Source organism: Polaromonas sp. P4_F4, from assembly GCF_056401355.1.
The window spans coordinates 102734-123539 of sequence record NZ_JBFUJO010000014.1; the positions used below are offsets into that span (position 1 = coordinate 102734).

Consider the following 20806-nt stretch of genomic DNA (forward strand, 5'->3'; position numbering starts at 1 on the left):
TACGAAGAAGCGGCGTGCCCCGCGCACGAGGATTGCTATAAGCAGAATTGCGGAATCCGAATACCATGGAGCCCGACGCATAAGAAAACCCATCCATGAGCAGACCCGCCGATCCCGTCGACAGCTACCTGCTGCGCGTGCTTGTGACCCTGGTGACCGAGCGCAACGTATCGCGCACCGCCATCCGGCTCAACCAGTCGCAACCGACCATCAGCATCGCGCTGAAAAAGCTGCGGGAGATTTTTGGCGACCCCTTGCTGGTGCGCGAGAAGGGCGGCATGGCGCCCACCGACCGGGCGCTGGTGCTGCGCGAACACGCCCGGCGTGCGCTCGGCGAAATCGACGCGATGCGCGCCGACGCTGATCAGTTCGATCCGGCGTCAAGCACGCAGACCTTTCGCATCGGTTCGCCGGATTTCATGGCGGCGCCTTTCCTGGCCGGAGCCGTCGAGAATTTTCGGCGTCAAGCACCCCGCGCCCGGCTCATGGTGCAGCCGCTCGGGGCCGACTTCGACTACGAGCGCGCGCTGGCGCAGGGTGACCTGGATGTGGTCATTGGCAACTGGCCCCAGCCGCCGCAGCAGTTGCACCTGTCGGTTCTGCTCGAAGACGAGGTGGTCTGCCTGATGAGCAGCCATGACCGGCGGGCTGCCCGCGGCCTGACCCGCGAGCAGTACCTCGCAGCGCGCCATATCGTGCCCTTGCCGTATTCGCAGGCGCAGCGCGGTGTCGTCGAAACCCATTTCACCAGCCTGCGCGTGTCGCGAGATGCCTGCGTCGTCGTGCCGTTTTTCGAGCTGGCGCCCTACCTGCTGGTGAACACGGATCTGGTGTTCACGACGTCGCGGCATTTTGCGGCCCACTTCGCGCGCACACTGCCGCTGACCATCTCTACGCCGCCGTTTGATTTTCCGCGCATGCGCTTTTACCAGCTCTGGCACGAGCGCTCCCAGCATTCGCCGCCGCACCGCTGGTTTCGCGACCTGCTGTCGCACGCTGCTCGCCGCGTGACGCAGGCGAATCCGCAGCCCGCTCCCACTCCCACTCCCGGCAAGGTCAAGGGTACGAAGAACAGCTGAAGTTTTATTTGCGCACGGAATTGCGGACGCGCAGCGCCGCGGCCTCGCGCAGCACCGCTGCCGCCGCCTCGGCCAGCACCGGGCCGTCCACCTGCACCGCAGGCGAGGCATTGGCCAGAACCTCAGCGCAGCGAATCGGCAGCACCGTGTCAGCGCCCATCAGCCCAGCCATGACATCGTTGGAAGCGGCGTACACCACGCGGCCCACGCCGGCCCAATAGAGGGCGCCGCTGCACATGGCGCAGGGCTCGCCGCTGGCGTACACCGTGCTGCCGCGCAGCGTCGCCTGGCCGAGTCGCGATTCGGCCTCGCGTAGCAGCACCATTTCGGCATGGTTGGTGGCATCGCCGCTGGTTTGCTGGGTGTTGCCGGCCACATGCAGCACCCACCCGTCTGCCGAGACGAGAGCTGCGCCATAAGGGCTGTTGCCCGCCTGGAGCGCGGCCCGCGAGGCGTCGATGGCGAGTTGCATGGGCGTGAGGTCGTCAGGGGAGATGGTCATGCGGTCCTTTCCGGGAAGATGTCTGTCGTCAATCATGGGGGCGTCAAACCATGGCGCCGGTCAACAGCAGATAGCCCGGCAGCCAGCCGGTCAGGACGCCTGTACTGATCGCCACGCAGGCCACCAGGCGAGACACCGGCTTTTGCAGCGCCAGCAGCAGGAAGTACAGCAGCCACAGCACGCCCCAGGCGGCCCAGGACAGGCCTAGCCAGACCTCCCCGGTGCTGACGGCTCCGCGCAGCGTATCGACCGCTACCGGCACGGCGGTGATGGCAACGAACAGGCTGAACCATCCGAGCCCACGGCCGTCAGCTCCGCTCAGGCGGTTGATGGCCACCCACAGGTAGGTGAAGGAAAAAAGCAGGGACAGCGCGGCGGCCTTGATCGACGCGGCGTCGGCGTCCGCGCCGAAAGCGTACTTCAAGGCCACCAGCAGGGTCACTGCGCCGGTGAACAGGTTGATGACCCAAACTTCGCGATCGCCGAAGCGGCCAAGCATCCACAGCCCATTGAGAATGAGCACCGCGCCCACATAAAACAGCACCAGGCCCGGCAGCATGCTAGATCCTCGCCAAGCGTACGCAGCCGGGCAGGGACCGCACCGGGCACTGAAAGCCCACACGAATTACCCGGTCTGCACTCGCAATGAGGTCGGCGGCAAAGAATTTCATGGGCGCATGATAGCCCAAAATTCAAAATTGTATACAGTCTTGTGAACAACACTTTACCCATGCAGGCCTTGGCTTTGCGCCTGCCGCAAGGCCGGTGCCTTGCCCGGCGGCAACCTACCTGTTGCCGCCCAACTCCTTTTTGGGGTCGTCCACCGAGCCGGTCCTGATGACCCGCAAATCAGGATCAAAGACCGCCGTAAAAATCCGTGGGGTATTGGGATCGCTGAGATAACGCCAGTCGTAATGCGTTTCCTGCTTGAGCGAGTAAGGCGTGATCTTCATTGGCTTGCCGAGCATCTTGCGCACCTGCTCCATGCGCATGCCGGGCAGCACCTTGGCAAAGGTCCGCGGCGTCAGCACCTGGCGCAGTGCGCTCATCTTGCCGTCCGCGGCTATGGTGATCATGTAGTTGACCTGGCCCTCGGGCTGGCGGTTGTATTCAAAGGTCCGTGCGCCGGGTTCGGCAGTAACACCCGGCAACGGTGTGTCGGCCATGTCGGAGGCCTCCCAGATTTTTTCGGGCTCGCCGAAACGCGCCCGGACATCGGCCTCGGTGGACACACCTTCCTCCAGTTCGGCAATGCGCTGCGGGTCGCAGCCGGCCAGCCCGAGAACAAATGACAGCAGGCCCATACAAGCAATCGTCCTTCTGGAAGTTTTAGTGGCTGGCGGCAGCGAGGGCCCCTGCGGGCCGACCGGTGAAAAGGCCACCGGAACAGGCGCGGAGACAGGTAACAATGAGCGCAAGGCAGACCCCCGGTAAAATCAGTCAACTACATGTTTTAGGCAGTTTAGACCCATGTCCTTCTTTCGCCGCCCCGACTACACCTCCGAAGTCACCCAGTTCATTGACCAGCTCAAGGCGAAGAAGCCCACACTGGAGGCCGAACAGCGGGCCGGCCGGGCCCTGCTGTGGGACAAAAAGCTGAGCCTGCAGGACGAGGCCGATTACAGCGACGCCCGTGTCCCGCAGCAGCCCTATGTGTACGGCACGAGCAATCACCCCAACGGCAAGTAATTGCCAAACAGGCTTCCGACCCCGAAAAACCGGGAATAAGCAGCTCTATTTTTAGCAGCTATATTTTTTATAGCAAACCTGCCTTGTCACCCCCGGCTGCGGTTGCCGCAATATGTCCAAGAATCCTTCCCTGCCCTCTCCCCAGGATCTGCCGTCCGCAGCCGGTCAGGACCTGCCCGCCAACCTGGACCCGGACATGCCGGAAGTGATCGACCAGGTGGCGCTGGCCCGGCTCTATGGCGAGCCGCTGTTTGCGATGCCGCACGACCTGTACATCCCGCCGGATGCCCTGCAGGTGTTTCTCGAGGCGTTCGAGGGCCCGCTGGACTTGCTGCTTTACCTGATCCGCAAGCAGAACTTCAATATTCTCGACATTCCGATGGCGGCGGTCACGCGCCAGTACCTCACCTATGTCGACGAGATCCGCGCCACCAACCTGGAGCTGGCGGCCGAATACCTGCTGATGGCCGCGATGCTGATCGAGATCAAGTCGCGCATGCTGTTGCCGCCCAAAAAGGTGGCCGAGGGCCAGGAAGCCGAAGACCCGCGCGCCGAGCTGGTACGCCGCCTGCTCGAGTACGAGCAGATCAAGCTGGCCGCCCACAGGCTCAACGAGGTGCCGCAATTCGGCCGCGACTTCCTGCGTGCGCAGGTCTATGTGGAGCAGTCGCTGCAGCCGCGCTTTCCCGACGTCAACGTGGTCGACCTGCAGGAGGCCTGGCGCGACATTGTCAAGCGCGCCCGCCTGGTGCAGCACCATGTCATTTCCCGGGAAGAGCTCTCGGTGCGCGAGCACATGAGCATCGTGCTGCGCAAGCTGCAGGGCCGCAAGTTCCTCGAATTTGAAGACCTGTTTGACGCCACACGCGGCATGCCGGTGCTGGTGGTGACCTTCATCGCGCTGCTCGAATTATCCAAGGAGGGCCTGCTGGAAGTCACGCAGGCCGAGGCCTTCGCACCGGTTTACGTGCGGCTGGCCTACACCCCCGCCTAATTTCTTTTTTCATGTCCACCCTGCCTACACCCAGCCCGCACAATTTTGATGTCTTGATTGTTGGCAGCGGCCTCGCCGGCCTGAGTTCTGCACTGCTGCTGTCCAAGCAATACCGGGTGGCCATCCTCACCAAGCGCGCCGTGCGCGAAGGCTCCAGCGGCTGGGCCCAGGGCGGCATTGCTGCGGTGTGGGACAAGGACGACAGCTTTGCCGCCCATGTGGACGACACGCTGATCGCCGGCGCCGGTCTGTGCGACCTCAAAGCCACCCAGTTCGTGGTGGAGCAGGCCCCCGAGGCGATCGCCTGGCTGCAAAAACTGGGCGTGCCGTTTTCGGAAGAAGATGGCCAACTGCACCTCACCCGCGAAGGCGGCCACAGCGCGCGGCGCATCGTGCATGTGACCGATGCCACCGGCGCGGCCGTGCAGCGCACGCTGATCGAGCAGGTGCGCCAGTCGCCCAACATCACGCTGTTTGAACACCACACGCTGGTGGACCTGATCACCACCGCCAAGCTGCCAGCCGCCCAGCGCGGCGCGGAGGGCGGCAACCGCTGCGTGGGCCTGTACGCGCTGGACGACGAGACCGATGAAGTGCTCACCTTCCAGGCGCCCCACACCATTCTGGCCACGGGCGGTGCGGGCAAGGTGTATCTCTACACCACCAACCCCGACACCGCCACCGGCGACGGCATTGCCGCCGCCTGGCGCGCCGGCTGCCCGGTGTCCAACATGGAGTTCATCCAGTTCCACCCCACCTGCCTGTATCACCCGCACGCCAAATCCTTCCTGATCAGCGAAGCCGTGCGCGGCGAAGGCGGCCGCCTGCTGCGGCCCGATGGCACCCGTTTCATGCCCCAGCACGATGCCCGTGCCGAGCTGGCCCCGCGCGATGTGGTGGCGCGCGCCATCGACTTCGAGATGAAAAAAGGCGGCTTTGACTGCGTCTACCTCGACATCTCGCACCAGCCGCTGGTGTTCATTCAAGAGCACTTTCCCAATATCTATGCGCGCTGCCTGGAGCTGGGTATAGACATGTCCAAGCAGCCCATTCCGGTGGTGCCAGCGGCGCACTACACCTGTGGCGGCGTGATCACCGACTTGTCTGCCCGCACCGCTGTGGCCGGCCTGTACGCCGTGGGCGAAACCGCCTGCACGGGCCTGCATGGCGCCAACCGCCTGGCAAGCAATTCACTGGTAGAGTGCATGGTTTTTGCGCGAGCAGCTACTGATTTAATAGCAAACGAGCTGGCCAGCAACGGCACCACACCGGCCCAGACCCTGCCCCCCTGGGACGACAGCCGCGTCACCGACGCCGACGAGTCGGTGGTGATCTCGCACAACTGGGACGAACTGCGCCGCTTCATGTGGGACTACGTGGGCATAGTGCGCACCAACAAGCGGCTGGATCGCGCGATGCACCGCATCGCCTTGCTGCAGGGTGAAATCCAGGAGTTTTACGCCCACTTCCACGTCACGCGCGACTTGCTGGAGCTGCGCAACCTGGTGCAGGTGGCCGATCTCATCGTGCGCTCGGCCCAGGCCCGGCATGAAAGCCGCGGCCTGCATTTCAGCCGGGACTACCCGGAGATGGCCGCGTCAGCCAAGCCGACGATTCTGATACCGCCACGCCCTGACAACGTGATGACTCTACCGAAAATTTAGCAAGCCACATCGACTACGTATGCAGGCTTATCAGGGCTTGTCTTGCGTTTTCACTGTCGGTGGCGGATAGCTTGCGTCTGATAAGCCTCAAACACACAACTGCAGCGAACGGTATCTACACGGCCATCAGCTATAGTGCACTCCGACCTTGAGACAGTTTCCTGACACGCGTTTTTCGTGATAGTGCCTTTGCAGACGACACGACCAAAGAAAGCTTAACCGCGAATCTTGAGCAGCACGGTATTGTCAAGATGTGCAGTTTTTGAAGGGCTCCAATGCTGACGACCAATATCAAACTTAAAAACTGGCGCAACTTTCGGACCATAGATGTGCCTCTACGTGAAGTCACCTATTTGTTGGGTCCAAATGCATCGGGCAAGTCCAACCTGCTCGATGCATTTCGATTCTTGCGAGATATCAGCAAGGCAAAAGGCGGCGGCCTGCAAACGGCAGTGGCAGACCGAGGTGGCATCACCAAGCTGCGCTGCTTGCATGCTCGTAACGATCCGGAAGTACTGATTGACGTAACTGTGGCAGAAGAGGCCAACACACCGCCCTTATGGCGCTATGTGCTTGCCTTTAAGCCTGAAGGCAAAGGCGCGCAGCGGATTCTGATTTCAAAGGAACAGGTCTATCAGGGCGCAAAGCTGATACTTGATCGTCCTAACGCTGAGGACCGAAAAGATCCGATGCTACTGACGCAGACTTACGTAGAACAGATTCAAGCAAATAGCAGGTTCCGCGAGCTTGTTCAGTTTTTTGGCGCCACAACTTACTTGCATCTCGTTCCACAACTGTTGAAGTTCGCAGAAAAAATAAGAGGCCAGCGCTTAGAAGATGATCCATTTGGTCAAGGATTTTTGGAGCGCTTGGCGAAAACACCGCAGAGGACGCGAGACTCCCGACTCGTGAAAATCGGTAAGGCACTCACTCAGGCTGTTCCGCAATTTAGAGAGCTGCGCTTCGAGAAAGACGTTTTGGGGCACCCCCACCTTCAAGCCTTGTATTCACACCATCGCCCGAACGCTGGCTGGCAATCAGAAGAGCACTTCTCTGATGGGACGTTACGACTTTTGGGCCTTTTGTGGGCACTGTTAGACGGCACGTCTACATTGCTACTTGAGGAGCCTGAAATTTCGCTAAACGACGCGATTGTCAAACAAATTCCCGTCATGTTGAATCGCTTTCAACGTGAAAAGAAGTCACGTCGACAAATTATTGTGAGCACTCACAGCGAAGCCTTGTTGAGCAACGAGGGTATCGATGGGCGGGGCATAGTTCTGTTAGAAAGTGGCCCAAATGGCACGACTGCCCGTTCAATTGACGCAGCAGAAACGAAGGCTATTAATGCTGGTCTTTCAATTGCAGAGGTTGTTTTACCTAAAACAAGGCCAAACACAGTAAGTCAGCTAGGACTATGGTGATGACATCCGTGGCTCTGGCCACCGAGGACGAGCTTAGCGAAGCCGTCGGGATTCGCTTGCTGACGGAGATTGAACACCCCATGGAGGCATCCCTACTTCTCCGGAAAGGGGGATTTGGCTATCTGCGATCAAAGATGAATAGTTGGTGTCAGTTGGCTATCCAACAGCCAGTTGTTCTATTGACTGACTTAGATGATAAAGAGTGCCCGACCATATTGATCGACGACTGGTTCGGTCAAAAATCTCGACCCGAAAACTTGTTGATTCGTGTGGCTGTACGGGAGATTGAATCGTGGTTATTGGCTGATCATGAAGCAATGAGGTCTTTGCTCGGCAACAAAGGAAAGCTACCTGATGATCCGGATGCTTTGCCAGATCCTAAGCAGCGGCTGTTGCAATTGGCGAAGCTTGCTAAGCGAGAGGTTAGATCAGATCTAACGAGTGGCGCGGGCGCCATTGCAAGCCAAGGTATTGGATACAACGCGCGGCTTGGCGAAATGGTTAGGAACGAATGGTCTCCCAAAAGAGCGGCGCAACGTTCAAATAGCTTGCGACGTGCCATTGGACGTTTAGAAGAGCTAGCACTGAGAGTTAATAAATAATTCTCTCTCACTGTCCGGCTGCGAGTATCTCAGCAGATTGGTATTGCAGGCATCAGGCGGTGCGCGGCTCCAGTTCCGCCGCCAGCCAACCGCGCAGGCTGTTCACAAAAGCCAGCGCCTGCACCCGCGGCAAATCCTCCAGGCGAACCACGGCCTCCGTCACACGGCCTTCACGCAAGGCATTGGCACGCCCTACGCCTGCCAGCAATCCGCACCGCAGCGCTGGCGTGACCCAGCGGCCGTCCAGCAGCAGCGCCACATTGCCGCGTGTGCACTCGGTGATCTCGCCGTCGGCATTCCACAGCAAGGTGTCGAACACGCCCGGCTGGGTCGGGGTCAATGCGTCGTAGTGGGCACGCCGGGTGGTCTTGAAGCGCACGAATTCATCGTGCGCCTCTGCGATGGCACGGTCGGCCAGGCGCAGGCGCACACGCGCCGGCCCGGGATCCAGCGCATGGGCCTCGGCCTGTAGCCGGCCCTGCGCATCCATCAGCAAACGCACGCGCCAGGCCCCTTGGGCATGGGCCCGCGCCAAGGCCTGCAGCGACTGCTCCACCTGAAGGGCATCCCAGGGGTAGCCGAAATGCCGGGCGGCCTGCGCCATGCGCGCCAGATGCGCGTCGGCATCACGCAGGCACCCGTCCTTCAACCCCAGCGTTTCCAGCAGCGAAAACGGGGCGCTGGCGCGCCGCACAAAGGCCTGCTTGTGGCGCCACTCCTGCCACTCACCCTCGGCGCTGGCGTCCGCCGTAATGCCGCTGCCAATGCCGCAGCGCAGCGCCGCACCGCACAGGGTCACGGTGCGGATGGGCACATTGAACGTGGCCCTGATGCCGTGTTCGCCGGGCTGCACCACGCCAACGGCGCCGCAATACACACCCCGCGCCTGCGGCTCCAGCGCATGGATCATCTGCATGGCACGCACCTTGGGCGCGCCGGTCACCGAGCCGCAAGGGAACAGCGCGGAAAAGACGTCCGCCAGCGAACAGCCTTCACGCGTGCGCGCCTCCACGTCCGAGGTCATCTGCCACAGCGTGGGCAGTGCCTCGGTATGGAACAGGCGCGGCACGCGCACGCTGAACGGCTGGGCGATGCGCGACAGGTCGTTGCGCAGCAGGTCCACGATCATCACATTCTCGGCGCGCTCTTTGGCCGATGTGCGCAGGGCCTCGGCCTGCGCGGCATCGTCGCGCGGCAAAGCGCCGCGCCGCGCCGTCCCCTTCATGGGCCGTGTCAGGATATGGTCCCCATGCCAGTCGAAAAACAGCTCGGGGGATACCGACAGCACCTGCGCATCGCCGGTGTCCAGAAAGGCCGCATAACCGCCGGGCTGGGCCCGCTGCAGGGCGGAAAAGAGAGCGCGGGCCGTATCACCGCCCGGCTCGCCGCGCAGCGTGCCCAGCAGCGGCGCGGTGAAGTTGACCTGGTACAGCTCACCTTCGGAAATGGCGTGCTGGATGCTGGCCAGCGCCGCATCAAAAACGGGGCGCGGACAGGTCTCCTGCCACTGGACCTGGACGGCCGCATCCGCTGCATTCGCCGCTTCCCCGGGCCATGGCAAAGCCTCGTCGTAAACGGCAAACCATGCCAGGGGGCCATCCGCCGGATGCACGGCCAGCGCGGCATCGAAGGCAGGCGCGGCCTCGTAGCGCAGGTAACCCACGCACCAGGCGCCCCGCTGCGCAGCCTCCTGCACGGCGTCCAGCACCGCGCGCACCTGCTGCGGCTCGTGCGCCACCAGCACCTGGCGCGCCACGCCAAAGGCCTGGCGCAGACGCGGCCCGTCGGGATGGTCCGGGTTGGAGAAGTCGATGAGTGCCGAAAAGGCCCCCATCAGGCCGCGCCGATGTTCGGCACCAGAGCACCCGCCGGCTGGCCGGCCTTCAGCGCAGCGGTGAACGCCAGCATGCGGTCAATCGGCAGGCGGGCACGCAGGCCCAGCGCCGGATCCACGTGAATTTCATTGCGGCCGGTCTCCAGCACATGGGCCAGGCCCGCCAGGCTGTTCATGGCCATCCAGGGGCAGTGCGCGCAGCTCTTGCAGGTCGCGCTGTTGCCAGCGGTCGGCGCCTCGATGAAGATCTTGCCGGGGTTGAGCGTGCGCAGCTTGTGCATCATGCCGCTGTCGGTGGCGACAATGAACTCCGGGGCATCCAGTTCGCGCGCGGCTTTCAGGATGGCCGAGGTCGAACCCACCGCGTCGGCCAGCGCCACCACATCGGCCGGTGACTCGGGATGCACCAGCACCCTGGCTTTCGGGTGTTCCTTCTTGAGCGCTTCGAGCTCGAAGGCCTTGAACTCGTCGTGCACGATGCAGGTGCCGCTCCAGAACACCATGTCGGCGCCGGTCTGACGCTGGATGTAGCCGCCCAGGTGCTTGTCGGGCGCCCACAAAATTTTGTGTCCCTTGTCTTTCAGCGCCTGCACAATGTCGAGCGCGCAGCTGGACGTGACGACCCAGTCGGCGCGCGCCTTCACGGCCGCGCTGGTATTGGCATAGACCACCACGGTCCGGTCGGGGTGCGCGTCACAAAAAGCGCTGAATTCATCGATCGGACATCCCAGGTCCAGCGAGCAGGTCGCGTCGAGGTCGGGCATCAGGACCTTCTTGTCGGGTGAGAGGATCTTGGCCGTCTCGCCCATGAAGCGCACACCCGAGACCACCAGCGTCTGCGCCGCATGATCGCGGCCGAAGCGCGCCATCTCCAGCGAGTCGCTGACCATGCCGCCGGTTTCCTCGGCCAGGTCCTGCAGGTCGGGGTGCACGTAGTAGTGCGACACCATCACCGCGTTGCGCTCCTTCAGCAGTTGGCGGATCTTGTCCTTGAGCGCGGCACGCTGCTTCGGGCCGGGCTCGACCGGCACACGCGCCCAGGCGTGCCGGGTGTCGCACGCCGAAGCACCGGGAGCCACGTCCGGATGGGGGAAATCGTATTCAACGTCAATCACGGTGCCCATCACAACCCCCTTGCAGCTCGTGAAAGCGCATCGAGAAATCGATGGCCTTGACGTCCTTGGTCAGGCCGCCAATGGAAATCCGGTCCACGCCGGTTTCGGCCAGGCTGCGCAGGCTTTCCTGCGTCACGCCGCCGGAAATCTCCAGGCTGGCGCGCCCCTCGTTGATGCGCACCGCCTCGCGCAACTGCGCCAGGTCCATGTTGTCGAGCAGCACCATGCGGGCGCCGGCCTCCAGAGCCTGCCGCAACTCGGCCAGGTCTTCAACCTCGATTTGCACAAACTCAGCCTGTGCCGCCACCGTGGCCGCGCGCGCCAGCACCTGCGCGATGCCGCCGGCTGCGGCAATATGGTTTTCCTTGATCAGCACCGCGTCGTAGAGGCCGATCCGGTGGTTGGTGCCGCCGCCGGTCCGCACCGCGTATTTTTGCGCCAGACGCAGGCCGGGCAATGTTTTGCGCGTGTCGACGATCTGCGCCCGCGTGCCTTGCACCGCAGCGACATAGCCGGCCGTTTTGCTGGCCACCGCGCTCAGCAGCTGCAGAAAATTAAGCGCCGTGCGCTCGGCCGTCAACAGGGCCTGTGCCCGACCCCGTATCTCCAGCACCACCTGGTCGGCGGCGCAGCGCTCGCCGTCCCGCACATGCCAGGTCAGGCGGGCCTGGGGATCGAGCTGCAGAATCGCGGCTTCCACCCAGGCGCTGCCGCAAATCACGGCGCTTTCGCGTGCCAGCACCTGCGCCCGGGCGCTGCGGGCCGGATCAATCAGCCCCGCCGTCAAATCGCCCGCGCCCACATCTTCGGCCAGCGCACGAATTGCGTCGGCCTTGGCCACCTCAACGATGGCCTCAGCCGAGAAATCAAATGACTTTTTCATAACCAGTTGGAATAAAGACTCGCCCAGATGGAATAAAGACTCCCCTAGACTACGGTTCAACAGACTAAATGTTACTGATATGACGGTAACAGATGCTTTATTGTCTCGCTGTTTGCACGCTTGTTATCCGATTGCCCCAGATTAATCGTCACTTCTTTATTGCCAGCCCATCATGTTTCGCACCCTGCTCAAATCCAAAATCCACCGCGCCAGCGTCACCCACTGCGAACTGAACTACGAAGGCTCGTGCGCGATTGACGAAGACCTGCTGGACGCTGCCAACCTGGGCGAGAACGAGCAGGTGCATATCTGGAACATCAACAACGGCGAGCGCTTCATCACCTACGCCATCCGGGCCGAGCGCGGTAGCCGCATCATCTCGGTCAATGGCTCCGCGGCCCGCCGGGCCGCCGTGGGCGATCTCGTCATCATTGCAGCCTTTGCGCAGGTGCACGAAGAGTATGTCGCCGGCTTCCAGCCCAAGCTGGTGTTTGTCGACCCCGACAACCGAATCAAGGAAGAGCGCTCGACCATTCCGGTTCAGATGTCCTGAATCCACGCATCGCCCGTCACGCATCCCCGCGTGCCGCCCTGCCCGCCTGCACAAGCGCTGGCCTCCACCGTCTTTTAAACCGGAGCATCCATGGACAACACCTCGATGGTCCAGCGCAGCCTGCGGCATGTGTGGCACCCCTGCACGCAAATGAAGCTGCACGAATCGCAACCGCTGATTCCGGTTTCCAGGGCCGAAGGCGTGTGGCTCCACGACTTTGAAGGCCACCGCTACCTCGACGGCATCAGCTCCTGGTGGGTCAACCTGTTTGGCCATAACCACCCCCACATCCGGGCGGCGCTGATTGACCAGCTCGGCCGGCTCGATCACGTCATGCTGGCCGGCTTTACCCACGAGCCCGTGGTGGCGCTGTCTGAGAAGCTGGCGCAGCTGACCGGCCTGGGTCATGCCTTTTACGGCAGCGACGGCGCCTCGGCCACCGAGATCGCGCTGAAGATGAGCGCGCATTACTGGCGCAACACCGGCCGCCCCGGCAAATGCCGCTTTGTGGGACTGGCCGGCGGCTACCACGGCGAAACCGTGGGCGCGCTGGCCGTGACCGACATCGCCATTTTCCGCGAGGCCTACGCGCCGCTGGTGCGACTGGCCGCTACCGTGCCCAGCCCCGATGCCCGTACGGCCCATCCAGGCGAAAGCGCTGCGGACGTGGCAGACCGTGCTGTTGGCGCGCTGCAGGCCTGGCTCGATCAGCACCACGCGGAGACCGCGGCCCTCATCGTGGAGCCGCTGGTGCAGTGCGCCGCCGGCATGGCCATGCACGACGCCAGCTACCTGCGCGGGGTGCGCACGCTGTGCGACCGCTACGAGGTGCACCTGGTGGTGGACGAAATAGCCACCGGCTTTGGCCGCACCGGCACGATGTTTGCCCACCAGCAGGCTGGCATCCGGCCCGACTTCATCTGTGTGTCCAAAGGCCTGACCGGCGGTACCCTGCCGCTGTCGGCCGTGCTGACCACCGACACGGTCTACCAGGCCTTTTACGACGACGACGTGGCGCGCGGCTTTCTGCATTCGCACTCCTACACCGGCAACCCGCTGGCCTGCCGCGCCGCCCTGGCCACCCTGGAGCTGTTCGAACAAAACGATGTGCTGGCCGGCAATGTCGTGGTGGCGAGCAATCTGACCGCAGCCTTCGCGCCATTGACCGCCCATCCGCGTGTCCAGAACGCCAGGCAGCTCGGCATGATCTGGGCCTGGGACGTAGCCGGTGCGCTGCCCGGCTTTTCGCGCCGCTACTACCAGCACGCGCTGGCGCAGGGTGTGCTGCTGCGGCCGATTGGCAACACGATTTACGCCATGCCGCCCTATGTGATGGACGAGGAAAGCTCCGGTTTTCTGGCACGCGGCGCGCTGGCGGCCCTGCAGGCCACGCTGGCCGAAGAAGCTGCGCATGGCTGAGCGTCCGAAAATTTCCTTTTTCGTGACCGGCACCGATACCGGCGTGGGCAAGACCCTGGTCAGTGCGGCGCTGCTGCATGCGCTGGCCGCGCACTACCCGCGCGTGGTCGGCATGAAGCCGGTGGCAGCAGGCACCACCTTGATGGACGGCCTGCAAGTCAACGACGACGTGCAGGCCCTGCGCGCCGCCTCCAGCTGCCGCGTACCCCCCGAGCTGGACAACCCCGTGCTGCTGCCCGACGCGGTGTCGCCGCACATTGCCGCCACGCGCGCCGGCGTTCGCATCGCCATCGCCCATATCGTGGCCTGCCACCGCCAATTACTGCAACTGGCCGACGCCGTGGTGGTGGAAGGCGCGGGCGGCTTCATGGTGCCGCTGTCGGATACGGAAACCGGCGCCGATCTGGCGCAGGCGCTGGGCTTGCCGGTGGTGCTGGTGGTGGGCCTGCGCCTGGGCTGCCTCAACCACGCGCTGCTGACGGCCGCCGCCATTCGCGCGCGCGGCCTCACGCTGGCGGGCTGGGTGGCCAACCACATCGACCCCAACATGCTCGCGCAAGACGACAACATCGCCTTTTTACAGCACCAGCTGGCCGCACCGCTGCTGGCCAGCATTGCGTACCAGTCGCAGCCCGATCCCACAACCCTGAACCTGAAACTTCCCCTGGCATGGCAATCAACACCCCACTGACGAATTCCTGGCTCGATGAATTTCCGGCGCGCATTGCCGAGCTGGACCGCACGCATTTGCGCCGCCGGCGTCGCGTCGTCGTGCCTGAAGATGGCGCCCACCTGCAGGTTGACGGGCAGCGCATGCTGGCGTTTTGCAGCAACGATTACCTGGGCCTGGCCAGCCACCCCGCGCTGGTGCAAGCCGCCTGCGATGGTGCCCGCGCTTTTGGCGTGGGTGCGGCGGCCTCGCCACTGGTGAGCGGCCACAGCGCCGCCAACGAGGCGCTGGAAGCGGCACTGGCCCGTTTTGTCGGCCAGCCGCGCGCCCTGTACTTTTACGCCGGTTATGCCACCAACATCGGCATCGTGCCCGCGCTGGTGGGCAAGGGCGATGCGATTTTTTCAGACGCGCTGAACCACGCCTGCCTGATTGACGGCGCAAGGCTGTCAAGCGCACAGATTCACCGCTACCCGCATGCCGACCTGGCCGCACTGGAGCAGGAACTCATCAGCAGCCCGGCGCGGCGCAAGCTCGTCATCAGTGACGCCGTGTTCAGCATGGACGGCGATGTGGCCGATGTGCACGCGCTGCTGGCACTGTGCGAGCGCCATGACGCCCTGCTGCTGCTCGACGACGCACACGGTTTTGGCGTGCTGGGCCCGCAGGGGCGGGGTTGCCTGGCCCACGTTGGCCTGTCTGGTGAGAATGCTTCACCGCGCGTGCTCTACATGGCCACGCTGGGCAAGGCCGCGGGCGTGGCCGGGGCGTTTGTGGCGGGCAGTGAGGCACTGGTTGAATGGCTGCTGCAAAAAACCCGCAGTTACATTTTTGCCACCGCCGCCCCTGCCTTGCTGGCCACCGCCTTGCAAACCAGCCTGCAACTGATTGAGCAGGACGAGTGGCGGCGCGAGCACCTGCAGCGCCTCATTGCCCGCTTGAGGAGCGGCCTGGCTCAAGGCCTGCAAGGCAGCTCATGGCTGCTCGGCGAGTCACCCACCGCGATTCAGCCCGTGGTGATTGGCCCCAACGACGCGGCGCTGGCCGTGATGGAAGGCCTGCGCACACGCGGCCTGTGGGTGCCCGCCATCCGCCCGCCCACCGTGGCCGAGGGCACGGCCCGTTTGCGCATTGCCCTGTCGGCCGCACACACCGAGGCCGACATTGACCGGCTGGTGCAGGCCCTGACAGAGCTGGCCAGGCCTGGCGCCACGTGAGAAATCCGGCGGGCGTCAGGGCTGGGTAAAATCAGCCGTGAAAGATGACGACCCCCAGTCGCCCTGCACAGCGCGTTTGCTCATGCACCCGAACAAACAGACGCGCTCAGACACGCTGCATCACCTTCATGACAGTGCCTCAGTGAACACTTTCAGCACTTTCATCCATTCAGGAGCCCCACGTTCATGTCCTCTGTCTTGACCCAACCTCTCGCCTTCCACCCGCCCCGCCCCGCCGTCCAGCCAAGGGAACACGGCCGCTGGAGCGTTGACGAGATTGAAGCACTATTCAACCTGCCGTTTCCTGAACTGATGCACCGCGCGCAAACGGTGCACCGCGAGAACTTCGACCCCACACGGGTTGAATTCGCCACGCTGCTCTCGGTGAAAACCGGCGGCTGCGCCGAAGACTGCGGCTACTGCCCGCAGGCCGCTCGCTATGACACCGGCGTGGAAGCCAGCAAGCTGATGGAACCCGCCGAAGTGCTGGCTGCCGCCCAGCGTGCACAGGCCGCCGGCGCCACGCGTTTCTGCATGGGTGCGGCCTGGCGTTCGCCCAAGGACCGCGACATTGAAAAAGTGGCCGAGCTGGTGCGCACCGTCAAGGCCCTGGGCCTGGAGACCTGCGCCACGCTGGGCATGCTGGAAGACGGCCACGCGCAGACACTGCAAAGCGCGGGCCTCGACTACTACAACCACAACCTCGACAGCGCGCCCGATTTTTACGGCGACATCATCACCACGCGCGACTACCAGGACCGGCTGGACACACTGGCACGCGTGCGCAGCGCCGGCGTGAAAGTCTGCTGCGGCGGCATTGTGGGCATGGGCGAAACCCGCCGCCAGCGCGCCGGCCTGGTGGCCGAACTGGCCAACCTCACGCCCTACCCCGAATCGGTCCCCATCAACAACCTGGTGAAGGTTGAAGGCACGCCGCTGGCGAACCAGGCGGACCTGGATCCGTTTGAATTTGTGCGCACCATTGCCGTGGCCCGCATCACCATGCCCACGGCGCGCGTGCGCCTGTCGGCGGGCCGGCAGCAAATGGGGGACGGCGTGCAGGCGCTGTGTTTCCTGGCCGGCGCCAATTCAATCTTCTACGGCGACAAGCTGCTGACCACCGGCAACCCCGACACCGAGGCCGACGTGAAGCTGCTCGAACGCCTGGGCATGAGCCGCTCGGCGCCGGATGTTCGCTGAGCGGGCTGGTCAGGCCCCTCTAAAACGGTAGTGAAAAAGCACGGGCAAGCTCGTTAGACTCTCGCTAACTTTGGACTGAACCATGACCCCAGCGAAGAACGTTTCTGCCTCGCCCCCGGCCACGCCTTATGGCACGCTGCCGCCCGCCGCCACGCCCTCGGCGCGCAAGCCGCTGAGCCTGCCGCGCCTGCGCGAAATGCATGCGCAAGGCGAAAAAATCACCATGCTGACCGCCTACGACGCAACCTTCGCGGCCGTGGCCGACGCGGCCGGCGTGGAATGCATCCTGGTCGGCGACTCGCTAGGCATGGTCTGCCAGGGCCTGACGAGCACCGTGGGCGTGACGCTGGAAACCATGCGCCACCACACCGAGTGCGTGGCCAACGGCCTGCGCCGCTCGCACGCCACGGCCTGGCTGATCGGTGACCTGCCCTTTGGCACGTACCACGAGTCGAAAGAGCAGGCCCTGCGCAGCGCCGTGGTGCTGATGCAGGCCGGCGCGCACATGGTGAAGCTCGAAGGCGGCGGCTGGACGGCCGATACCGTGCGCTTTCTGGTCGAGCGCGGCATTCCCGTCTGCGCCCACCTGGGCCTGACACCGCAAACCGTGCATGCACTGGGCGGTTACCGCGTGCAGGGCAAGACCGATGAGGCCGCCGCCACGCTCAAGCGCGAGGCCCATGAGCTACAGGATGCCGGGGCCGCCATGCTGGTGCTGGAGATGGTGCCTGCGGCTTTGTCAGCCGCGCTCACCCAGACACTGACGCACTGCCCCACCATCGGGATTGGTGCGGGCAACGGCACGTCGGGCCAGGTGCTGGTGCTGCATGACATGCTGGGCATGAACCTGGGCAAGATGCCCAAATTTGTACGCAACTTCATGGACGGGGCACCCAGCGTGCGCGGCGCCATGGAAGCCTTTGTCCACGCCGTGAAAGACGGCAGCTTCCCGGTCAACGCCACCCACGCGTGGTAATTCAGGTTCCGTCAAAAACAAGCAGCCGAGGAGACCTCATGCACATCGTTCACACCATCGCCGAACTGCGCGAAAAACTCGGGCCCTTCCAACGCCCGGCCTTTGTGCCCACCATGGGCAACCTGCATGACGGCCATATCGCGCTGGTCAGGCAGGCCAAGCCGCTGGGCGACGTGACGGTGTCCAGCATTTTTGTGAATCGCCTGCAGTTTGCGCCACATGAGGATTTCGACAGCTACCCGCGCACGCTGGACACCGATGCCCAGCGCCTGGAAGCCGCGGGCTGCGATGTGCTGTTTGCACCGCGCGAGAAAGAGCTGTACCCCGAGCCGCAAACCTACAAGATACACCCCGCCACGGACCTGAGCGACATCCTCGAAGGGCACTTTCGCCCCGGCTTCTTCATCGGCGTCAGCACGGTGGTGCTCAAGCTCTTTTCGTGCGTCTATGCCGGCATGCCCTCGGGCGTTGCCGCTTTCGGCAAAAAAGACTACCAGCAGGTGCTGGTGGTGCGCCGCATGGTGCAGCAGTTTGCCCTGCCGATCGAGATTCTGGCCGGTGAAACCCAGCGTGCCGCAGACGGGCTGGCGCTGTCATCGCGCAACGGCTACCTGAGCCCCGACGAGCGCACTGAAGCCGCGCAACTCTTCAAGGCCCTGAAAGCGCTCGGCGATGCCGCCCGGGCCACGCCAACGCCCGACCTGCCCGCGCTGGAAGCCCAGGCCATGCAGGCGCTGGCACGCCGCGGCTGGAAACCCGACTACCTGACCGTGCGCCGCCGCACCGACCTGCTGCCACCGCAGGGGCTGCTGGCTTCAGAGCCGCTGGTGGTATTGGGCGCGGCCAAACTGGGCAACACCCGGCTGATTGACAACCTGGAAATCTGAGCGGGCCGAAACCAGCAACGGAGTGGCGGCGTATCGATATCCGGCAAGTAGCTTCGTCGCAGCACCCGCTCTTATCAAGCGCCTAATCCTGCGGGCTATCGTCGGAGTCAGCAGGCTGTTCCGGGGACGGCTCCGCAGGCTGCCCAAGCCGGCCAGCGAGCCATTGGTAGCCCTTCCACGCCAGCAGGGCCGAGCCCGCACCCAACAGCCCATATCGCAGCAAAGGCAGCAAGGGCCGGCGTGCGCCTGACAGCGCCAGCGTCAGCAGCGAGCTGACCAGGGGTGCGCGCTTAAGCAGCCCCAGTGCCAGAGGCAGGCCTTTGGCCAGGGCCAAGCCTGGCACACCGCCGATTTTGAAAAAAGTCGCCCTCTGCCGTGCTGCGTCTACAGCGCCGACCATCTCGGCGCGCTCCGTCGCGGCGCGCATCAGCAACAGCTGCTTTCTCAGTTCCCGTTGGGTGGTAGCGTTGGTGGCTGCGTCGTTCATGGCGTAACCCTCATGGTGCAGCTTCGCGCTGCGCGCTGGGTGCCAGGGCAGCTTCCAAGGCCTCACGGTCTTGCGCCATTTCAGCCAGTGTTGCCTGCAAAAAAGGCGGGCGCGTCGCCAGCGCACGCTGGATGCGCCACCAGAACCAGCCGCCGAAGCCGAGGTAGCTCGCCGCAAAGAACGCCAGCACCGCCACACGCTGCGCCGCGTCAACGGCCAGCACCACCATCAGCGTGAACATCAGCACGCCGACCAGGCCAAAAACCAGCAGGCCCAGCATGCTCAACAACAAACCGATCAGCCGCTGCAGCTCTTCTTCCAGTTCCACACCCGCCAAAGCCATGCGCGTATGCGCCATGCGCAGCATCGTGATGAGCAGCTGGCGCAGCGACGCGAAGAGGCGCGGCGGCTGGTCCACATCGAGGGCGTCTGCGCTTTGGGGCTTGGGCCGGGGAGTGTTCATGGTGGCGTCAGTCGTTCAAGAGCTGCAGCAGCTTGCCATGAACCGGCTGGCTGGCGGGTTGACTCATCAGACGGCAGCGGTGCTTACTTGCGGTTGACCAGCAAGCCGATCAAAAACCCGGCCGCAGCGGCGATACCAACGGCCCTCCAGGGGTGGGCATGGACATAGTCGTCGGTGAGCTTGGCCGCCTCTTTGCTCTTGAGCAGCGCCGCTTCCTGCAGCCCGGTCAGTTTTTCGGTGGCCAGCCTGAGCTTGCCGGCCGCTTTCTCACGCAGGGCCACGGCGGTTTCGCCGGTGGTCGCAGCCGCTGACTTGAGCAGGTCCTCCACGTCAGCGAGTACCACTTTCATGTCGGTGATCAGCTTGTCTTTGTTGGTGTTCTCCATGGAATGCTCCCAGGTGTTGTTGGTGAAAATCAGGCGCAGCGTGAACGGTTTTCAGTTTAGCCCAATCCAAAAGGACAAAAGGACGCAGCCCATGAATCGGTTCGGAACCCGTCTGCCGGAGTGGGTCAGGTTACCCGGGATTGGTGGCCAGGTCAAAAAGCGGCCTGCCACACAAACCGCCGGAGCGCCCGGTTCACACCGACATCCGCTCTGTTTTTGATAGCGATTTGTCCCCATACTGATTGGGCTAGTGACCTGTTGTCCTTGAAAAATAGCGCGCCAAACCCGAGCAAGCCACTCGGGTGGCCGTCAACTGCTTCTGCCGTTCAGGTATAAGTATTCCCGGCATCAGCAGCACTTTTCAGGAGTTCCATCATGGCCATTCCGCACGCCCAGTCGGGGCAGCTCATTGACGTTCGTCCCCTCGCCGAAAATCTCCCGGAAGCGCAAACCATCGCACTGTTCAAGAGCGAGGGCCTTGAAGTCATGTGGCTGGTCGTGCCCGCCGGCAAGACCGTGCCTTCGCACCACGTCCAGGGTGAAATCACGCTGCAGTGCCTGGAAGGCGAGGTCAAGTTCACGGCGGGTGGGAAAACCCAGACCATGAAGGCGGGCCAGCTGCTCTGGCTGGCGGGCGGTGTAGAGCACGGCTTGACGGCCGTGCGGGACGCGTCGCTGCTGGGAACCCTGGTTTTGCGCAACAAATAAGACAGGGCGCATCGCGGGCGGCAACCGTACGGCAGCCCGCGCTCGACCAAAGCG

General features: G+C 63.6%; 23 protein-coding genes. 14 read left to right on the plus strand and 9 right to left on the minus strand.

Features of this window, described 5'->3' with window-relative positions; translation table 11 throughout:
- Positions 1 to 95: 95 nt before the first annotated feature.
- Positions 96 to 1079 carry a LysR family transcriptional regulator gene (locus AC1DUR_RS15755; RefSeq protein ID WP_477719909.1) on the plus strand — a complete coding sequence of 328 codons (984 nt, stop codon included), beginning with the start codon at positions 96 to 98 and terminating at the stop codon, positions 1077 to 1079.
- A 4-nt stretch (positions 1080 to 1083) separates the two neighbouring features.
- Here AC1DUR_RS15755 and AC1DUR_RS15760 read toward each other — a convergent pair whose 3' ends face one another.
- The 3 genes from AC1DUR_RS15760 to AC1DUR_RS15770 all read right to left on the minus strand — a co-directional run bounded on the left by AC1DUR_RS15760 (position 1084) and on the right by AC1DUR_RS15770 (position 2885).
- Entirely contained in the window at positions 1084 to 1581 is a 498-nt protein-coding gene (locus tag AC1DUR_RS15760) for a nucleoside deaminase (protein ID WP_477719910.1), read from the minus strand.
- 43 nt (positions 1582 to 1624) lie between these two features.
- Complete coding sequence (locus AC1DUR_RS15765) at positions 1625 to 2140, minus strand: AmiS/UreI family transporter (protein ID WP_477719911.1); 516 nt, start codon at positions 2138 to 2140, stop codon at positions 1625 to 1627.
- Between the two features lie 226 nt (positions 2141 to 2366).
- Entirely contained in the window at positions 2367 to 2885 is a 519-nt protein-coding gene (locus AC1DUR_RS15770; protein ID WP_477719912.1) for an outer membrane protein assembly factor BamE, read from the minus strand.
- 166 nt (positions 2886 to 3051) lie between these two features.
- On the opposite strand from AC1DUR_RS15770, the gene AC1DUR_RS15775 reads away from it, so the two are divergent.
- From AC1DUR_RS15775 to AC1DUR_RS15795, 5 genes are all read left to right on the plus strand, one after another.
- A complete protein-coding gene (locus tag AC1DUR_RS15775) occupies positions 3052 to 3270 on the plus strand; it encodes a DUF3460 family protein (RefSeq protein ID WP_011481865.1) in 219 nt (72 codons plus the stop codon).
- A gap of 112 nt (positions 3271 to 3382) precedes the next feature.
- Positions 3383 to 4264 (plus strand): segregation and condensation protein A, encoded by an 882-nt coding sequence (locus AC1DUR_RS15780; protein ID WP_477719913.1) that lies wholly within the window; start codon positions 3383 to 3385, stop codon positions 4262 to 4264.
- 11 nt (positions 4265 to 4275) lie between these two features.
- A complete protein-coding gene (gene nadB, locus AC1DUR_RS15785; RefSeq protein ID WP_477719914.1) occupies positions 4276 to 5928 on the plus strand; it encodes an L-aspartate oxidase in 1653 nt (550 codons plus the stop codon).
- Between the two features lie 275 nt (positions 5929 to 6203).
- Positions 6204 to 7352, plus strand: coding sequence for an AAA family ATPase (locus tag AC1DUR_RS15790; protein WP_477719915.1), 1149 nt, complete (start codon positions 6204 to 6206; stop codon positions 7350 to 7352).
- Complete coding sequence (locus tag AC1DUR_RS15795; RefSeq protein WP_477719916.1) at positions 7352 to 7954, plus strand: hypothetical protein; 603 nt, start codon at positions 7352 to 7354, stop codon at positions 7952 to 7954. Before AC1DUR_RS15790 ends, AC1DUR_RS15795 begins: the two co-directional genes overlap by 1 nt.
- 52 nt (positions 7955 to 8006) lie before the next feature.
- Here the strand turns inward: AC1DUR_RS15795 and pabB are convergent, their stop codons facing one another.
- The 3 genes from pabB to nadC are packed head-to-tail and all read right to left on the minus strand — an operon-like array spanning position 8007 to position 11786.
- Complete coding sequence (pabB, locus tag AC1DUR_RS15800; protein ID WP_477719917.1) at positions 8007 to 9788, minus strand: aminodeoxychorismate synthase component I; 1782 nt, start codon at positions 9786 to 9788, stop codon at positions 8007 to 8009.
- On the minus strand, positions 9788 to 10912 hold the full coding sequence (nadA, locus tag AC1DUR_RS15805) for a quinolinate synthase NadA (protein WP_477719918.1): 1125 nt from the start codon (positions 10910 to 10912) through the stop codon (positions 9788 to 9790). Before nadA ends, pabB begins: the two co-directional genes overlap by 1 nt.
- Positions 10896 to 11786: a carboxylating nicotinate-nucleotide diphosphorylase gene (gene nadC, locus AC1DUR_RS15810; RefSeq protein WP_477719919.1), complete on the minus strand. Its 891-nt coding sequence runs from the start codon at positions 11784 to 11786 to the stop codon at positions 10896 to 10898. Before nadC ends, nadA begins: the two co-directional genes overlap by 17 nt.
- Before the next feature lie 172 nt (positions 11787 to 11958).
- On the opposite strand from nadC, the gene panD reads away from it, so the two are divergent.
- The 7 genes from panD to panC all read left to right on the plus strand — a co-directional run bounded on the left by panD (position 11959) and on the right by panC (position 18708).
- Positions 11959 to 12339: an aspartate 1-decarboxylase gene (gene panD, locus AC1DUR_RS15815; protein WP_477719920.1), complete on the plus strand. Its 381-nt coding sequence runs from the start codon at positions 11959 to 11961 to the stop codon at positions 12337 to 12339.
- 90 nt (positions 12340 to 12429) lie between these two features.
- Complete coding sequence (locus tag AC1DUR_RS15820; protein ID WP_477719921.1) at positions 12430 to 13758, plus strand: adenosylmethionine--8-amino-7-oxononanoate transaminase; 1329 nt, start codon at positions 12430 to 12432, stop codon at positions 13756 to 13758.
- Complete coding sequence (bioD, locus tag AC1DUR_RS15825; protein ID WP_477719922.1) at positions 13751 to 14449, plus strand: dethiobiotin synthase; 699 nt, start codon at positions 13751 to 13753, stop codon at positions 14447 to 14449. The genes AC1DUR_RS15820 and bioD overlap by 8 nt, the downstream gene beginning before the upstream one ends.
- The gene (bioF, locus tag AC1DUR_RS15830; RefSeq protein WP_477719923.1) at positions 14428 to 15645 is read left to right on the plus strand and encodes an 8-amino-7-oxononanoate synthase; all 1218 of its coding nucleotides are present in this window, start codon (positions 14428 to 14430) and stop codon (positions 15643 to 15645) included. Before bioD ends, bioF begins: the two co-directional genes overlap by 22 nt.
- Before the next feature lie 186 nt (positions 15646 to 15831).
- On the plus strand, positions 15832 to 16845 hold the full coding sequence (bioB, locus tag AC1DUR_RS15835; protein ID WP_477719924.1) for a biotin synthase BioB: 1014 nt from the start codon (positions 15832 to 15834) through the stop codon (positions 16843 to 16845).
- 82 nt (positions 16846 to 16927) lie between these two features.
- The gene (panB, locus tag AC1DUR_RS15840; protein ID WP_477719925.1) at positions 16928 to 17821 is read left to right on the plus strand and encodes a 3-methyl-2-oxobutanoate hydroxymethyltransferase; all 894 of its coding nucleotides are present in this window, start codon (positions 16928 to 16930) and stop codon (positions 17819 to 17821) included.
- 38 nt (positions 17822 to 17859) lie between these two features.
- Positions 17860 to 18708 carry a pantoate--beta-alanine ligase gene (gene panC / locus AC1DUR_RS15845; RefSeq protein ID WP_477719926.1) on the plus strand — a complete coding sequence of 283 codons (849 nt, stop codon included), beginning with the start codon at positions 17860 to 17862 and terminating at the stop codon, positions 18706 to 18708.
- A gap of 82 nt (positions 18709 to 18790) precedes the next feature.
- Here panC and AC1DUR_RS15850 read toward each other — a convergent pair whose 3' ends face one another.
- From AC1DUR_RS15850 to AC1DUR_RS15860, 3 genes are all read right to left on the minus strand, one after another.
- Positions 18791 to 19195, minus strand: a complete 405-nt coding sequence (locus tag AC1DUR_RS15850; RefSeq protein WP_477719927.1) for a hypothetical protein — start codon at positions 19193 to 19195, stop codon at positions 18791 to 18793.
- A gap of 10 nt (positions 19196 to 19205) precedes the next feature.
- The gene (locus tag AC1DUR_RS15855) at positions 19206 to 19658 is read right to left on the minus strand and encodes a phage holin family protein (protein WP_477719928.1); all 453 of its coding nucleotides are present in this window, start codon (positions 19656 to 19658) and stop codon (positions 19206 to 19208) included.
- An 83-nt stretch (positions 19659 to 19741) separates the two neighbouring features.
- Positions 19742 to 20044: an ElaB/YgaM/YqjD family protein gene (locus tag AC1DUR_RS15860; RefSeq protein WP_477719929.1), complete on the minus strand. Its 303-nt coding sequence runs from the start codon at positions 20042 to 20044 to the stop codon at positions 19742 to 19744.
- Between the two features lie 375 nt (positions 20045 to 20419).
- On the opposite strand from AC1DUR_RS15860, the gene AC1DUR_RS15865 reads away from it, so the two are divergent.
- Entirely contained in the window at positions 20420 to 20752 is a 333-nt protein-coding gene (locus AC1DUR_RS15865) for a cupin domain-containing protein (RefSeq protein WP_477719930.1), read from the plus strand.
- The last annotated feature ends 54 nt before the right edge of the window (positions 20753 to 20806 follow it).

What these genes read in the sequence shown, in the direction of transcription:
- AC1DUR_RS15755 (WP_477719909.1), top strand. Translation starts at nt 96, where the DNA reads ATGAGCAGACCCGCCGATCCCGTCGACAGCTACCTGCTGCGCGTGCTT.
- AC1DUR_RS15760 (WP_477719910.1), bottom strand. Translation starts at nt 1,581, where the DNA reads ATGACCATCTCCCCTGACGACCTCACGCCCATGCAACTCGCCATCGAC.
- AC1DUR_RS15765 (WP_477719911.1), bottom strand. Translation starts at nt 2,140, where the DNA reads ATGCTGCCGGGCCTGGTGCTGTTTTATGTGGGCGCGGTGCTCATTCTC.
- AC1DUR_RS15770 (WP_477719912.1), bottom strand. Translation starts at nt 2,885, where the DNA reads ATGGGCCTGCTGTCATTTGTTCTCGGGCTGGCCGGCTGCGACCCGCAG.
- AC1DUR_RS15775 (WP_011481865.1), top strand. Translation starts at nt 3,052, where the DNA reads ATGTCCTTCTTTCGCCGCCCCGACTACACCTCCGAAGTCACCCAGTTC.
- AC1DUR_RS15780 (WP_477719913.1), top strand. Translation starts at nt 3,383, where the DNA reads ATGTCCAAGAATCCTTCCCTGCCCTCTCCCCAGGATCTGCCGTCCGCA.
- nadB (WP_477719914.1), top strand. Translation starts at nt 4,276, where the DNA reads ATGTCCACCCTGCCTACACCCAGCCCGCACAATTTTGATGTCTTGATT.
- AC1DUR_RS15790 (WP_477719915.1), top strand. Translation starts at nt 6,204, where the DNA reads ATGCTGACGACCAATATCAAACTTAAAAACTGGCGCAACTTTCGGACC.
- AC1DUR_RS15795 (WP_477719916.1), top strand. Translation starts at nt 7,352, where the DNA reads ATGACATCCGTGGCTCTGGCCACCGAGGACGAGCTTAGCGAAGCCGTC.
- pabB (WP_477719917.1), bottom strand. Translation starts at nt 9,788, where the DNA reads ATGGGGGCCTTTTCGGCACTCATCGACTTCTCCAACCCGGACCATCCC.
- nadA (WP_477719918.1), bottom strand. Translation starts at nt 10,912, where the DNA reads ATGGGCACCGTGATTGACGTTGAATACGATTTCCCCCATCCGGACGTG.
- nadC (WP_477719919.1), bottom strand. Translation starts at nt 11,786, where the DNA reads ATGAAAAAGTCATTTGATTTCTCGGCTGAGGCCATCGTTGAGGTGGCC.
- panD (WP_477719920.1), top strand. Translation starts at nt 11,959, where the DNA reads ATGTTTCGCACCCTGCTCAAATCCAAAATCCACCGCGCCAGCGTCACC.
- AC1DUR_RS15820 (WP_477719921.1), top strand. Translation starts at nt 12,430, where the DNA reads ATGGACAACACCTCGATGGTCCAGCGCAGCCTGCGGCATGTGTGGCAC.
- bioD (WP_477719922.1), top strand. Translation starts at nt 13,751, where the DNA reads ATGGCTGAGCGTCCGAAAATTTCCTTTTTCGTGACCGGCACCGATACC.
- bioF (WP_477719923.1), top strand. Translation starts at nt 14,428, where the DNA reads ATGGCAATCAACACCCCACTGACGAATTCCTGGCTCGATGAATTTCCG.
- bioB (WP_477719924.1), top strand. Translation starts at nt 15,832, where the DNA reads ATGTCCTCTGTCTTGACCCAACCTCTCGCCTTCCACCCGCCCCGCCCC.
- panB (WP_477719925.1), top strand. Translation starts at nt 16,928, where the DNA reads ATGACCCCAGCGAAGAACGTTTCTGCCTCGCCCCCGGCCACGCCTTAT.
- panC (WP_477719926.1), top strand. Translation starts at nt 17,860, where the DNA reads ATGCACATCGTTCACACCATCGCCGAACTGCGCGAAAAACTCGGGCCC.
- AC1DUR_RS15850 (WP_477719927.1), bottom strand. Translation starts at nt 19,195, where the DNA reads ATGAACGACGCAGCCACCAACGCTACCACCCAACGGGAACTGAGAAAG.
- AC1DUR_RS15855 (WP_477719928.1), bottom strand. Translation starts at nt 19,658, where the DNA reads ATGAACACTCCCCGGCCCAAGCCCCAAAGCGCAGACGCCCTCGATGTG.
- AC1DUR_RS15860 (WP_477719929.1), bottom strand. Translation starts at nt 20,044, where the DNA reads ATGGAGAACACCAACAAAGACAAGCTGATCACCGACATGAAAGTGGTA.
- AC1DUR_RS15865 (WP_477719930.1), top strand. Translation starts at nt 20,420, where the DNA reads ATGGCCATTCCGCACGCCCAGTCGGGGCAGCTCATTGACGTTCGTCCC.